The sequence below is a fragment of the Spongiimicrobium sp. 3-5 genome (assembly GCF_046557915.1).
Taxonomy (GTDB): domain Bacteria; phylum Bacteroidota; class Bacteroidia; order Flavobacteriales; family Flavobacteriaceae; genus JBHEBG01.
The window spans coordinates 217170-230867 of sequence record NZ_JBHEBG010000003.1 but is presented as its reverse complement, the minus strand read 5'-3'; the positions used below and the strand labels follow the sequence as shown (position 1 = coordinate 230867).

Genomic DNA, 13698 nt, shown 5'->3' with positions numbered 1-13698 from the left:
ATGATTGCTAGGAGTACTAGAGGGTAACGGCATTCCGATACGCAAGGGGAGTAACCTTTTGGTGCTTTTTAAAGACTTTGATAAAGTGGGAAGGGTCCTCAAAACCACAATCATAGGCAATTTCGTTGACCGATTTGTCGGAAGTTTTGAGAAACTGTACCGCCAAAGCTATTTTTTTATTGGAAATCCAACGTCCCGGACTTTCCCCGAAGGCCGCTTTAAAACTTCTTTTAAAAGTGCTTAAACTCATGTTGGAAAGTGTGGCGTATTCCTCCAACTTCAGGTTATACGGATAGTTATCCATCATAATCTGTTTAAGCTGTGTACTGTTGGACGCCTGAAGACTACAAAGGTAAGACGCTATTTCTTGATGTTTGCTAGAGGTAAAAATATTGAGCAGAAGCTCTTCAAACTTCAATTTAATCACATTGGTATTGGGGTTTTCATGTGCTTCAAAATACACTTCCAAGGATTTCATATAGGACATTAAAAAATCGTCCATTTCCAAGCGCAGCACACCATCGGAGTCCATCGGTTCTGTATTTTTTTTATAGGAAAGGGTATCACTGAATTTCAGCATAAATTTTTTAATAAACTCATCCGGCATAAAAATCATTAGCGCACAATAATCCTCGCTGTGAAATTGATGGGCAATATTGGCCCCCTTTTTTACGAACAGGGCATCCCCTGCCCTAACCATATAATCGTTCCTGTGTGTCTTCCACATTTTTTTACCGTTGGTCACAAAGACAAAGTAGTTGGCATCGGACCACATACCAAAGCGGATTTCTTCAACAAGACATTTGAACTCTACAAACAACAGCTCATCTACCGTAAATTTCCGAAACAGACTACAATCGCGTATATGTGAAAAAACATTGGTCATTGAGGAAACAATATACACAATTTACCAATTATCTTCTAGCTATAGGGTTTTGGTTTTAATACCTTGCCCTAAAAGCTATGTACATTCAAATCCCAATATTGGAACAACGGCCACAAAAAGTCGATAACAGGTTGTTTGGCATGTCTTTTTTAGCCCGTATTTTTTGGATTAACCGCCGTGTTTTTCGTTAAAAGTACCGTGGAAGACCATTGAACGGGCAAGTGTTACCTTTACCGACTAGTTTATGCCAAGGGGAGCATTCGTATCAAATTTGTAGCAAACAAAACGATATGAAGACTGTAATATTAGGTTTCAAAAAAGAGTTTTCCAAAGACAATTTGGTTGCGGCCATTACTTGCCTTATCCTTTCCATTTCCATTTTCTTCATTATGGGCGTACTGAACAGACCTGGGGTACTGTAGTGCCATTTAGGTTTTAAACAATCCTTGGGGTACGGGCAGCGCTCTAATGCGCTTACCGGTAGCTGCAAATACGGCATTGAGTACTGCCGGTGCCACACCCGGAACGGCGGGTTCTCCCGTCCCCGTAGGGGCTTCGTTGCTGTCTACTATAAATACGTCAATATCCGGGGTCTCATGGATCCGTAGCAGATCATAGGTATCATAATTATCTTGCTGGACTTCGCCATCTTTTACGGTTATGGATCCTTTTAAAAGTGCACTCAACCCCCATAAAATACTACCCTCTATCTGTGCTTTTACCTGATTGGGGTTTATGGCCAGGCCACAATCGATGACCGCCGTAATTTTTACTATTTTTAATTGATCATTTTCCAAGGAGACATCAACTACTTGGGAGCAATAAGAGGTGTTGTACCCTAGTGCGGACACTCCTTGATATATGCCATTTTCTCCTTGCTTGCCCCAGCCCGATTTCTCTGCGGCTATCTCCAAGGTTTTTTTCAGTTTCTGGGGATATAGGTCGTCGCCCACCCATGGCAATTCCTTTTGTTCTACAATTTTGGCCTTTTCCAAGAGATCTAACCGAAACTGTACGGGATCCTTATTCGCACTATGCGCCAGTTCGTCCATAAAACTCTCTAGCCCCAATCCCCACGGATGTGCAAATACACTCCGCCAAGATGCTCGGGGCAATAGGTTTCCCTCTTTGTACCTCAGCCTATGGTTATACGCCAAGGGAATGCTATACGGGTAGGGTCTATATCCGCTAGGCCTACTCACCGTACCATGTAATACCAATGAAATGGGCATATTATCCTCATCTAGTGCCGCCTCCCAGTAGTCCTTGCAATAGGGGTGGTATTTGGAAGTGGAAAAAGTGTCTTCCCTACTCCATGTAACTTTTACGGGCCTACGTACCTTATCTGAAAGTATAACGGCTTCCTCCACATAATCGCAAAAATAACGGCGTCCAAAACCGCCCCCAGAGGGTTGATTGTGGACGGTGATGGCTGCCTGCGGTAAACCGGTTAGTTCGGCAATCCGTTGTTGGTTTAATTGTGGTGCTTGGGTACCCGCCCATATTTCAACCTTATGTCCCCGATGATAGGCGGTAGCATTTAAGGGCTCCATACATGCATTTACCTGGTAGGGAGAATCATAGGTAGCTGAAACAAAACGTCTGCCACGTCTAAAAAGGGCTTTGGCCCCATTTATATCGGAACTTACTTCCCGTTTTCCCATACGACCGTCTATCAATTCTTGCCTAATGTCGATGTCGGATTTTGATCCATTTTTCCCTTTCTCCCATACTATTTCCAATGCTTTTTTTCCTTCAAAAGCGGCCCAGGTATTGGTGGCCAAAACAGCAACACCGGGTCGTACACCCCCTTTGTAATCATCGGGCTGCACTTCTGTAGGTTCTACCTCCAGAACCTCTACCACGCCGGGGATGGCCAGTGCCTTATCGGCATTAAAAGACACCAGTTCCCCACCCCAAACGGGACAGCGTGCAATACCCGCGTAGAGCATATCGGGTAATTTTACATTAATGCTGAAGGGGGTACTACCAGTAGCGGCCTGTGCAGCTTTTGGACCAATGATAGGTTTGCCGATATACTTAAATTCCGACGGGTCTTTTAGTTTAATCTCTTGCGGTGCATTTAGGGTAACCGCTATGTCCAATAAATCTCCAAAGGGAATCTTCCAGTCTTGGTCTTTATGTAGTATATGGCCTTGCTCGCTATAGCATTCGGTGGTACTTACCCCCCATTTTTGTGCTGCGGCAGAAATTAGGATTTCCCGGGTAGTGGCCATGGCCTCGCGCAGCGGCTGCCATAATATTCGAACCCCATTACTACCTCCCGTACCCTGAAGGTGCCCGTAACGTTCCGTACTACCTATTCCAAATTCTATTTTTAGGTCTTCCATGGACACCCCCAATTCATCGGCGGCTATCATGGCAAGCCCCGTGGATGTCCCCTGCCCCAATTCGGATTGGCTAGAAACAAAAGTGATGCTATTATCCGGACTTATCTTTATAAAAAAATTGGGTTCCCAATCTGGCAAGACCTTTCTTTCCCCTGCACAGCCAAGGGGTATAAAAGTGCCCAACAGTATTCCGCCCCCACTAAGGGCCGTGATTCTAAAAAAATTTCTGCGTTCCATGATGCCTATTTGTCTTTGTAAAGCTTTCGATATCCCTTACGGTATTACTGCAGGGTTTATCCCAATTTTTCTGCGGCCCGTTTAATGGCCTTTCTAATTCGTAAATAGGTGCCACAACGGCACAGATTGCCCTTCATTACTTCATTGATAGTAGCGTCGTTGGGGTTTTTGTTGTTGGATAGCAAGGCCGTTGCGCTCATTATCTGCCCGCTTTGGCAGTATCCGCATTGGGGAACATCCTCGGCGATCCACGCCTCCTGTACGGCCTGCAATATGGCATTGTTTTGTTTTCCTTCAATAGTGGAGATCTCCTTACCTACGGCCATCCCAACGGTAGTAGTACAAGAACGTATGGCCTCACCGTCTATATGTATGGTACAGGCACCACATAAACCCTTGCCACAGCCGTATTTAGTACCTGTTAACTCCAAGATATCGCGTAATGCCCAAAGTAGGGGCATTTTGTCCGATGCTTCCAGGGCGTAGCGTTTTCCGTTTACTTTTAAATTTATCATAAAAAAAATGTAAGCGCTGTTTAATCTTTTATATTTGGATCAATGGCTGGTTGGAATGGTTTTTTATAGGTGATGTAATCCACTAACAAATAAAGCCATTCCAAGGCCTTGGAGGCTTCTTTTGCGCATTTATTATTTTCGGATTCCGCGAATCTGAAATAAATTTTGGAGAAGCAATACAAACCCAATTGTAAGGAAACATGACCCTTTGGACCCTAATTATTGCCATTGTTTGTGGAATAGCCATTGCCCAAGGTATTTTTTTGGGGGTTTATGTATTGGTAAAAGATCGGGGAAGGTCTTTACCGCCCCTTTTTCTAAGTATTATGTTATTGGGGCTAAGCCTTAGGATAGGAAAATCTTACTTCTATTACGTTTTTTCCGCAGTACCGCTATGGGGCACTGCCCTGGCCGCTGCCGGACTTTGGGCCGTTGGTCCCTCGCTTTGGCTATACACGGTATCTAGCAAGCCCTATAAACCCCGAAAAGCAGATTATCTCCATTATGCGCCCACTGCCCTATTGGTATTGGGCAGTTTGGTAATAGATCGCTCCTGGCCACTTATTGAAATCTACAATACCGGAGCCATTGTCTTTGCCCTATATGTATTGGCCAGTTTTTTACTGTTTTGGAAAGGAAACTGGAATGGTAACCGGCGCCGATTTTTACTTTTTGGTACCAGTGTAGCCGTTATAAGTCTAATCTTTGTTTTTCAAAGTTTTTTTGGCACCATACAATCCTATGCCATAGGTACGGCGCTGGCATTAGTGGTGCTTTACTGTATCAATTTTATGATTATGCGCGATCGGTCTATTCTTAACCCCAAAAGTAATGGTACCAAGAAGCTAAACCCCGATACCCGTACCGCGATAGTAAAGGATTTGGAAGCCTTGTTCCAAACACAAAAAATATATCGCCAAAAGGGACTTACCTTGTCATCTGTTTCCAGTGCGTTGGATCATCCCGTTTATTTGGTTTCCCAAACCATAAAGGAACACTACGGTACCAAATTCAACACTTTTGTAAATACCTATAGAGTGGCCGAGGTAAAGGACCGCCTAAAAGACTTGGAAGCCAATGCCAAAATAGAGGTTATTGCCACGGCCGTGGGTTTTTCTAGTACCTCTTCGTTATACCAGGCCTTTAAAGAAGAAATGAAAGTAACCCCACAGGCCTTTAGAAAACAACAACTGAACCAAGCTGGGGAGGGTTAGGGAGCTGGGAGCTGGTTTTAAACAAAAAGGAAAGAACCCAATATAAAACGTAGATTCCGTATATCAATCTTTTATAAACCCATGTTTTACCAACCACGGCATTATATAATCCACTAAGTTGTACCGAACCTCGGTTTTGGTATTATAAAAATTGTGATCTCCGTGTGGAAGTATCACCACCTCATAGTCATCGTTGTCAATTTTTTCCAATTCCCTAAGGGAGGCATTTACCGGAATCACCGGATCGCTGGTTCCAAAAATCCATAAGGTTTTGGCATTCAGCTTTTTTAGGATCCCCCTAGGGTCAAAACCCCGGTCGCCCTTAAATTGCTTCAACTTTTCATCGGCTTCTTCCAAAGAAATCCCTTCTTCGGTACCGTCCCCACTTAGTGCACTAAAATAATCTTCCTCCCCGGCAGAAACTGATACTCCTTCCCCCACAATAATAAACTTAACACTTTTATCCATGGAGGCTGCCAAGGGCATTATCCAACCGGCCTGGCTACCGCCCAAAAGGCCAATGCGGGCCGGGTCAACACTGGGCTGCTTTCCCAACCATTTTAAGCAGGCAACCACATCTTCTGCCAAAAGCTGAAACCAAGCGGCACTCCTTTCCACCGTAAAGAACTCATAGACACCCCCAGAACCACCAACGCCCCGCTTATCAATGGCCAGTACGGACATTCCCATTTTGGTAGCCAACGAAATATAATAACCCACATCCGTATATCTGGAGGGGGCCGACCCATGGACGATGACCACCACAGCATTTGGTTTCTGGATATCTTTTGGTGTTACATAGGCCGCATTTAAATAGATATCACCACTTTTTATCTTTACCTTGTTTGCCGTAAAACCTGCAACGGAGAGCTCCTCTCTTTGCTCCAGATCCATATTACAAGTAGGACATTTTCCGGGGTTTTTATATTCTTCTTTATGGCAGTCAGATGCACACGGAGGGCAGACGTAGGCATGTTCTTGTGCAAAAAGATTTGTGATACCCATACAGAGTAGCACCGTTAAGATTACAAATTTGGGAATTTTCATAATGGGTTCCTTTTAGGTGGGCAAACATAGGGAAGAACTTTTGGGGTGGATAGAACAGATTTAACGTGTGGTAATTTTTGTCCTGAACATTTTTGGGGTCATGTTATAGGATGCCTTAAAACATCGGATAAAATGACTTTGGTCCGCAAACCCACAGTGATATGCAATTTCCGTAAAAGAATCCGGTCCGGAGAGCAGCACGGCAGCGTGTTCTACTTTTACCCTTCTGATGTAATTCCCCAAGGTAGCCCCAAAATATCGCGAGAAATCTCGGGATAAGTGCGCCGGATGTATATTGGCCGCCAAAGAAAGGTCTTGCAAACTTAGTTTTTGATTAAACTCGCTATGGATCATCTCCTTTACGGTGCCTACCCATTTTGGGTTATCCCTGTTTTTGATGGGCCAATCTTTTTTCAGAAGTGCAAATACATTTAGGACCAGACTTTCCACAGCAAGTTGAAAGGTCTCGTCTTGTATGCGGGCCTCTAGGTATATTTGGTTAAACAGCGCCTTTAAAAACGGGTTTTCTATGTTAAAACTACCTTCCAGGGCCGCAATATCACAATCAAAAGCGGGGTACCAATCTTTTTCAAATTCTAGATATAGGGTTTTGGAATTGCTAGAGTGGTTGCCATTGGTATGCACATCTTGCCAATTATGGAACAATAGGGTTCCGGGCTTCACCTCGTACGACTCTTTTTTGTTTTTTTCGATGCAATGTCCTTCCAACGTATAGGAAAAATAGGCGTTCTCATGGTAGTGCCAGTCTACAGGTTCGTTATTGCTTTCGGCCTCGGTAAGTGTTAAATGACCTAGGTGATTCGTCTTTTTGTGGTTACTAAAATAATGGCCCCTTTTTAAGCAATCCATACGGTGTTTTTTATGACCCTATCAAATATATCGATTTCGTCTTTCCTATAAAGACACCGAATTAACTATTTGTTACAAAAGCCAGGGAGTTGCAATAACATTTTCAAAAAAGGGCGGAATGTTCTTAACTTTGATTTATTGATCTATACCTATGCAACAGCTTTTTGTACACAACGATAAACCACCCCGCCAATGACCTTATATCTTGCGGATGTTATCCCTGTAATCGTTGCTTTTCAGAGCTTCTGCTTTGCTTTTGTGTTACTTACGGACCAAGGTCCAAAAAAAACGAGTAACCGCTACCTGGCCGCCTTTCTACTGGTATTGGGAATACAATTTACCGCAATCCTTAGCGAACCTTTAGGTTTTGGCACCCAGTTTATACAAAATAGTGTATGTATTTATGGGTTTGCCTACGGGCCGTTACTCTATTTATATACCAATTCGTTGATTTATAAGTCATTTCACTTTAAACCAGGGCATTTACTGCACAGCATCCCTGTAATTGTATTGCTTGTGGTAATTGCTATGGGATATTCGCCCTGCAATAGTCTGGGTTTCCTCATATATATTAGTTTAATAACCTATGTTATACTCGCCATACTAGCTATGGCGGCCTACCGAAACATACTTAGGGAAACACAATCTTCCCAAGCGCGTACAGACCTTATTTGGTTGCAATGGACCATGATTATTTTTTGTATTACACTTCTACTCGATATTTTTGATCAGCTACTTTGGAGTACGGACATTTACCAGGGCATATCTTCCATACACATAGGCCTGCTGCTGCTCATAAATTGGATGTTTTATAAAGGCCTTAAGCAACCACAGATATTTTTGGGGATATCCGTATTGGACCAAGACGTTTATAGAGATAAAAAAAATACCACCATTCCCAAAGTTCCCGATAGCCACGACAAAAAAGAGTTGGCAGGGATTCAAAATTTTATGCAAACGCAGGACCTTCATACGCAGGCCGAGTTAAGTCTTAAAGAGCTTGCGATTGCCATGGAAATGTCTCCACGTAGGTTGTCTTACCTCATCAATGCCTTTCTAGGTCAAAATTTCATGGGATTCGTAAACCATTACCGGATTCAGCATGCCAAAAAAAGACTGTCCAACCCCAAGGATAAGGACGAGACCATACAAGAGGTAATGTTCGATGTGGGTTTCAACTCTAAATCGTCCTTCAATACCCTGTTTAAAGCAGATTGCAGCCTTACTCCTACGGAGTACCGAAAGAAACACAGCACTACATCAACCTAATAATTGCCTTAAGTTTTCTATAAAAATGGGTTCGGAAACACGTCTGCGAACCCTTGCCAGTACTTTTCAATTTTTCTTTGTACCCAAAACCCATATAATACACTACGATGAAAAAAGTACGCCGCATACTAACTACTACCCTAAAGGTATTGGGTTACCTGCTATTAACAATTCTCATTGGATTACTCCTTTCCGTCTTAATCTCGAAAAAAGATTATAACGACCCTACCGCTCCTATAGGTGCAAAACTGAAGGCCGTAGCCCTGCGCAACGCCCACATTATTCCTATGCAAGAAGATACCCTCCAAATAATTACAGGACATACGCTGCTTATAGATCGGGGTATTATCCTTGATATTTTACCGGATTCGGTAGAAATTCCTGCACGCTTCAAACGTATAGACCTAAATGGGAAGTATGTGCTGCCCGGACTTATAGATATGCACAGCCATATTTTTGATCGATCGGACCTGCCCATGTATCTTGGGTATGGGGTGACTACCGTAAGAAATATGATGGGGTTTCCCATGCATCTTAGATGGCGAGACCAGATAAACAAGGGTGCTTATCCCGGAGCTCGCTTAATAACAGCGACACCTACCATAAACGAAGGTTCCAATACCAGCCCTTTTCATAAAAATATTGATAGTGCGGAAGAGGCCGCCAATGCGGTACGCAAGTATAAGGAGGAAGGGTACGATTTTATTAAAATCTACGACGGATTAACGCTATCCCAGTTTAAAGCCATAATGCGCGAAGCTAAAAAAGCGGGACTTAAAGTTGCCGGACACCCACCGCACGATATTGATTTGGATACTTTATTAAACTATCCCATAAATACCTATGAACATATAGAAGAGGTAGTACAGGGCATGATGGATTACAAGCTAGATACCGTTCATGGTAGGAAAATTGCCAAAAAACTAAAAAAACATCAGGCCAAAATTACGGTTACACTCTCCCCTTTTCATGCAATCTATAAAACGACCACCGAGGGTACTCCGTTTCTGGAAAATATCCCAACTGATCAGATAAATCCCTTTGTTCGGTTTATAGGAAATAGGCAATTACAACAGTGGGTAAACGCCAATGAGGGCACCTACGAATGGAACGTAAAAAAATACGAGTGCATGGAAGCTTTGGTCCGTATTTTTGATGAAGAAGGGGTAACCATGCTATTGGGAACGGATACTGGTCCCAATTTAACCATCCCGGGCCTTACCCTACATAACGAAATAGCCTTGCTGGCAAAAAATGGCCTAACACCCCATTCCATACTTAGATCGGGCACTGCAAATGCGGCCAAGGCCCTGGGTCTGGAAAAAGAGTTGGGCACCATTGCCGTTGGAAAAAAGGCAGAGCTGTTAGTAGTAGAACAAAATCCGCTGGAGCAACTTAAAACCCTAAAGCATCCACATATGATATTGACGCAAGACATTTTCTATGACCAGGAGGCAATAGTTGCCCTAAGAGATTTGGGACGGAACAAAGCGTACACCTATACCACAATCGGTAGGTTTTTAGATCATCTTCTACAAAAGTAATAGCTTAGGATTGGGCCACGCTGCTCATGTGACAAACTCTCCTTTTGGCAGTGCAAAAACGAAGGAAAAAAGCGTAGTAAGTTGGTAATTTATGTATATTTGTACATATGTATGTACATATAACTAATCATGTCCATTAAAAGACAAATCTTATGAAGCACATAAACTACTTTTCCCTACTATTCCTATGCTTGTTCCTTAGCTGTAACAGTCACAAAAAAGATAAGGACAATGCTATACAAAAAGAAGTTTTAAAACCCCTGACCTTTACCGCCGAAGCCGCCCCTGAATGGACCGCCCTTATGGAACGTACTTCCGGTTGGTTTGCTGCCGATGGTATTTTTACAATTCCTTTGGATGGTAAGGAAGAACAGGGCATACAGCACAAGGAAACCCTATTTATTTTTAGCGATACCTATATCGGGGAGGTTGAAAACAACGTTCCAAAACCCGGAAATGTTATGGTGAACAATACAACCGCCTGGATGCAGGGCAACCTTCCTAAAAAGTCGGCCATTGCTTTTGAATATAATACAGATGACCAGGGTAATCCCAAATCCTATTTTATTCCCAACAATACTTTGGCAAAAAAGAACGAGTATTATTGGTTGGGCGATGGGTTCATTAATCAGGAAAAGGACAATGCACTCTATATTTTTGCTTATCATGTACATAAAACCGGACCTAATGTGTTCGATTTTGAACAGACCGACATAAGCCTGCTAAAGATTAAAGATCCGACAAAAGAAGGCATTAAAACCCAAGAACAAATACCGACCAATTTGGGTTTTGTTCATGAATCCACACAAAAGAGGGGTTATTTTGGAAGCGGAATCTTTGTAAACACCAAGGAAGCCAAAGCCCCATATCCGGATGGTTACGTCTACATTTATGGGGTCATAGAAGGTGCCAAATCCTTAATTGCAGCAAGGACATTACCAAAGAACTTTGAAGATACGGACACATGGACCTATTGGAGCGGTACGGACTGGGTGGCCAATAAACAAGAGGTAGCATCTTTGTCCAATGGAGTCTCTAACGAATTGAGTGTAACTCCTACCCAAGATGGTCGTTATTTACTCACCTACCAGATTTTGGGTATTTCTGATAAAGTGGGAATACAAGTAGGTGAAAGCCCAATAGGACCTTTTGGAGAATTACAGGAAGTCTATACCTGTCCGGAGTATGCAGAAAAAGGATTGCTCCCTTATAACGCAAAAGCCCACTACCACTTATCCAAACGAGGGGAATTATTGATCAGTTATAATACCATTACTTTTGATTTCTGGGAAGATATCCAAAAAGATGCCACCATATATCACCCAAGATTTATACGGGTTAAATACAAATGATAATGTACTATGGCCTTGGAAAATTCATTTTATCCATAATATCCTTAAACCGTTGATCTTCCCTAATTGGGTCGTACCAATGCTCTATCTGCATAAAGATCAAAAACCACGATTCTTCTTCATAGGCCTGTTCCAATAAGGCAATAGCCTCATCGTATTCGGCTAAACCCAAATGGATAAAAGAGCGTTGTACAGGTGGCAAGTAATTATCTTTTGAAGCTGTATGGTAATAGTCCGCCATTTGCTTGGCAAGCTTTGTTTCACCTCCCAATGCCAATGCATGTCCTAATCCTCCTCCTACTTCTACGGTACCATCCGAGAGCTCAAAAGCTTTAATGTAGGTCTCTATGGATTTATTATGCTCGTTTAACCCATTATAAGCCATTCCCAGCCAGTCGTAGGTCCATGGTATGGTAGAATCTTTCTCGATTGCCTTATACATCAACGGTTTCATTTCTTCAAATCGATATTGAAAATACAAAAGGGAAGCTCGTGCAATTAGAAAATCACCGTTGACATCCTTAGACATAATAATTTCCGATTGTGCAAAGGCCTCATCAATACGTTTTGTAGCCATTAAAAGCAAGGAATACCAATGACGTGCGTCCAAATTCTCTGGGTTTGCCTCAATCGACTTAAGAAAGGCCATCTCCGCCTTTTCCCATTCTTTGTTCAAAAAATGCAATTTTGCCGAAAGCTTTTGAACATCGGTGTTTAAAGAGTCCAAAACGTACGCTTTTTCAGAAGCCAGCAGTGCCTCGGAAATGGTATTATCGCGAGATTCCAATCCAAAAGCGAATAAAAGAATATTAGTTTCGGCCAAACCTAAATATGCATCGACATTCATTGAATCCTGGGCAATCTGTTCTTTAAAAATAGTTAGCCCTTTTGAAAACTCCTTTTTGGGCGCCGTACCCAAAGATGCAAGGATTTCCCTGTTTATGCGGACGTCCGTATCTTTCTCTTTATCAGATTTACAAGAGGTCATCAAAACAAAAAGAAATAAGACTGCAATGCTCGATTTATTCATAATGAGGCTACTTTTAATAACACAATTTATTTTTTTACTTTTTCCACATTTGTTCAATCTCTTCCAACGTCTTCCCTTTGGTCTCAGGTATCATCTTATAGGTAAAAATCAGTAAAATGATTGCGTTGACCATGAATATCCAGAAGGTAAAAGATTCTCCCATCTCCAACAAAACCGGCGTAAATTGAGAAATAAGCATTACGCCTATCCACAGTATTACAATGGAAAAGGACATGGCAATACCCCTTGTTTTTGTCGGAAATATCTCAGCAATCAAAACCCAGGGAATTGGACCCAATGATGATGCAAAACAGGCCACAAAACCAAGAATTAAGACTAATAACCAAGGGCCCGATGTTAAATTAAATTGATAAAGCAACCCAATTCCGAACAGGCATAGTATCATTCCCGATACTCCCCAAAGTAGTAGTGCCCGCCTGCCCGCTTTGTCTATGTAGTTAATGGCGATAAAAGTGAAAATTGTATTGATTATGCCTATAATAACAGTTTGCATTAAGGCCGAATCCACACCAAACCCGGCGCTTTTCAATATTTCGGGAGCGTAATACATAATGGCATTTATACCCGTAATTTGGGAGAACAGCGCCAAAAACATACCAACGATCAGGGCCCTGCGCAAACCGGGAGCGAACAACTCCATTAACGTCCCTTTTTCCTGATTTAATGCCTCCTTAATCTCTTTATGCACTTCTTTGGCCTTTTCCTCGGTGTTTACGCTTCGTAAAATACCAAGTGCTTCCTCATCCCTCCCTTCTTTGGATAACCATCTTGGGCTTTCGGGCACAAAGAACAACGCAATAAAAAAGAGAAGTGCCGGCACCAATTCTGACCCCAACATATACCGCCAACCGGTATCTATATTCCATTGTTCCGTTCCAAAATTGGCCACCTTATAGTTAAAAAAGAATACGATATTGATCCCAAAGACTATGGCCAACTGATAGAACGATACCAGGGTACCCCTTTTATGCGCCGGTGCTATTTCTGAAATATATAAGGGAGATAACATGGATGCGGCGCCTACGCCTACGCCCCCAATGATCCTCGCAATTACAAAAAAGGTAAAATCATTGGCAATGGCCGATCCCAATGCGGAAGCGGCAAACAAAAAGGCCGTTATCAACAACGTTTTCTTTCTACCTATTCTATCTGCCGTAATACCCGCCACGGCCACACCGATTATACATCCCAATATGGCACTGGATACCGCCCATCCTTTTAGATTGGCATCTAGACCAAATTTGGTTTCCAAAAAGCCTATGGCCCCAGAAATTACCGCTGTATCGTATCCGAACAATAATCCGCCCAGTGCACCGATTACGGTGACCATTAATAAATATTTTCTCTTATTCATTACTTTCT

The 13698-nt window shown here is 42.5% G+C and carries 12 protein-coding genes; 5 read left to right on the top strand and 7 right to left on the bottom strand.

What is annotated here, in order from left to right; all coding sequences use genetic code 11:
- Window positions 1-16: 16 nt before the first annotated feature.
- A complete protein-coding gene (locus ACEQ81_RS12560) occupies window positions 17-886 on the bottom strand; it encodes a helix-turn-helix domain-containing protein (protein ID WP_411031249.1) in 870 nt (289 codons plus the stop codon).
- 290 nt (window positions 887-1176) lie between these two features.
- Between ACEQ81_RS12560 and ACEQ81_RS12555 the strand changes: the two genes are divergently transcribed.
- Window positions 1177-1308: a hypothetical protein gene (locus ACEQ81_RS12555; RefSeq protein WP_411031248.1), complete on the top strand. Its 132-nt coding sequence runs from the start codon at window positions 1177-1179 to the stop codon at window positions 1306-1308.
- Window positions 1309-1314: 6 nt separating this feature from the next.
- Here ACEQ81_RS12555 and ACEQ81_RS12550 read toward each other — a convergent pair whose 3' ends face one another.
- Entirely contained in the window at window positions 1315-3474 is a 2160-nt protein-coding gene (locus tag ACEQ81_RS12550; RefSeq protein WP_411031247.1) for a molybdopterin cofactor-binding domain-containing protein, read from the bottom strand.
- A 56-nt stretch (window positions 3475-3530) separates the two neighbouring features.
- Window positions 3531-3989 carry a (2Fe-2S)-binding protein gene (locus ACEQ81_RS12545; RefSeq protein WP_411031246.1) on the bottom strand — a complete coding sequence of 153 codons (459 nt, stop codon included), beginning with the start codon at window positions 3987-3989 and terminating at the stop codon, window positions 3531-3533.
- 200 nt (window positions 3990-4189) lie between these two features.
- Here ACEQ81_RS12545 and ACEQ81_RS12540 point away from each other — a divergent pair, with 200 nt between their 5' ends.
- The gene (locus ACEQ81_RS12540; RefSeq protein WP_411031245.1) at window positions 4190-5203 is read left to right on the top strand and encodes a helix-turn-helix domain-containing protein; all 1014 of its coding nucleotides are present in this window, start codon (window positions 4190-4192) and stop codon (window positions 5201-5203) included.
- Between the two features lie 63 nt (window positions 5204-5266).
- Here the strand turns inward: ACEQ81_RS12540 and ACEQ81_RS12535 are convergent, their stop codons facing one another.
- Together ACEQ81_RS12535 and ACEQ81_RS12530 are read right to left on the bottom strand one after the other, a co-directional pair.
- Window positions 5267-6250 (bottom strand): prolyl oligopeptidase family serine peptidase, encoded by a 984-nt coding sequence (locus ACEQ81_RS12535; RefSeq protein WP_411031244.1) that lies wholly within the window; start codon window positions 6248-6250, stop codon window positions 5267-5269.
- A gap of 60 nt (window positions 6251-6310) precedes the next feature.
- Window positions 6311-7120: a helix-turn-helix transcriptional regulator gene (locus ACEQ81_RS12530; RefSeq protein ID WP_411031243.1), complete on the bottom strand. Its 810-nt coding sequence runs from the start codon at window positions 7118-7120 to the stop codon at window positions 6311-6313.
- Window positions 7121-7312: 192 nt separating this feature from the next.
- Here ACEQ81_RS12530 and ACEQ81_RS12525 point away from each other — a divergent pair, with 192 nt between their 5' ends.
- The 3 genes from ACEQ81_RS12525 (at window position 7313) to ACEQ81_RS12515 (ending at window position 11285) form a co-directional block, all read left to right on the top strand.
- Window positions 7313-8389 (top strand): helix-turn-helix domain-containing protein, encoded by a 1077-nt coding sequence (locus ACEQ81_RS12525; protein ID WP_411031242.1) that lies wholly within the window; start codon window positions 7313-7315, stop codon window positions 8387-8389.
- A gap of 107 nt (window positions 8390-8496) precedes the next feature.
- Window positions 8497-9933 (top strand): amidohydrolase family protein, encoded by a 1437-nt coding sequence (locus ACEQ81_RS12520; protein WP_411031241.1) that lies wholly within the window; start codon window positions 8497-8499, stop codon window positions 9931-9933.
- Between the two features lie 152 nt (window positions 9934-10085).
- Window positions 10086-11285, top strand: a complete 1200-nt coding sequence (locus ACEQ81_RS12515; protein WP_411031240.1) for a DUF4185 domain-containing protein — start codon at window positions 10086-10088, stop codon at window positions 11283-11285.
- Between the two features lie 7 nt (window positions 11286-11292).
- Here ACEQ81_RS12515 and ACEQ81_RS12510 read toward each other — a convergent pair whose 3' ends face one another.
- Window positions 11293-12315 (bottom strand): tetratricopeptide repeat protein, encoded by a 1023-nt coding sequence (locus ACEQ81_RS12510; protein WP_411031239.1) that lies wholly within the window; start codon window positions 12313-12315, stop codon window positions 11293-11295.
- Window positions 12316-12349: 34 nt separating this feature from the next.
- Entirely contained in the window at window positions 12350-13690 is a 1341-nt protein-coding gene (locus ACEQ81_RS12505) for a sugar porter family MFS transporter (RefSeq protein ID WP_411031238.1), read from the bottom strand.
- Window positions 13691-13698 lie beyond the last annotated feature (8 nt).

Bases quoted from the DNA above. Each gene is read 5' to 3' on its own strand.
- ACEQ81_RS12505 (WP_411031238.1), bottom strand. From the start codon at position 13,690: ATGAATAAGAGAAAATATTTATTAATGGTCACCGTAATCGGTGCACTG.
- ACEQ81_RS12545 (WP_411031246.1), bottom strand. From the start codon at position 3,989: ATGATAAATTTAAAAGTAAACGGAAAACGCTACGCCCTGGAAGCATCG.
- ACEQ81_RS12510 (WP_411031239.1), bottom strand. From the start codon at position 12,315: ATGAATAAATCGAGCATTGCAGTCTTATTTCTTTTTGTTTTGATGACC.
- ACEQ81_RS12555 (WP_411031248.1), top strand. From the start codon at position 1,177: ATGAAGACTGTAATATTAGGTTTCAAAAAAGAGTTTTCCAAAGACAAT.
- ACEQ81_RS12550 (WP_411031247.1), bottom strand. From the start codon at position 3,474: ATGGAACGCAGAAATTTTTTTAGAATCACGGCCCTTAGTGGGGGCGGA.
- ACEQ81_RS12535 (WP_411031244.1), bottom strand. From the start codon at position 6,250: ATGAAAATTCCCAAATTTGTAATCTTAACGGTGCTACTCTGTATGGGT.
- ACEQ81_RS12540 (WP_411031245.1), top strand. From the start codon at position 4,190: ATGACCCTTTGGACCCTAATTATTGCCATTGTTTGTGGAATAGCCATT.
- ACEQ81_RS12525 (WP_411031242.1), top strand. From the start codon at position 7,313: ATGACCTTATATCTTGCGGATGTTATCCCTGTAATCGTTGCTTTTCAG.
- ACEQ81_RS12515 (WP_411031240.1), top strand. From the start codon at position 10,086: ATGAAGCACATAAACTACTTTTCCCTACTATTCCTATGCTTGTTCCTT.
- ACEQ81_RS12530 (WP_411031243.1), bottom strand. From the start codon at position 7,120: ATGGATTGCTTAAAAAGGGGCCATTATTTTAGTAACCACAAAAAGACG.
- ACEQ81_RS12560 (WP_411031249.1), bottom strand. From the start codon at position 886: ATGACCAATGTTTTTTCACATATACGCGATTGTAGTCTGTTTCGGAAA.
- ACEQ81_RS12520 (WP_411031241.1), top strand. From the start codon at position 8,497: ATGAAAAAAGTACGCCGCATACTAACTACTACCCTAAAGGTATTGGGT.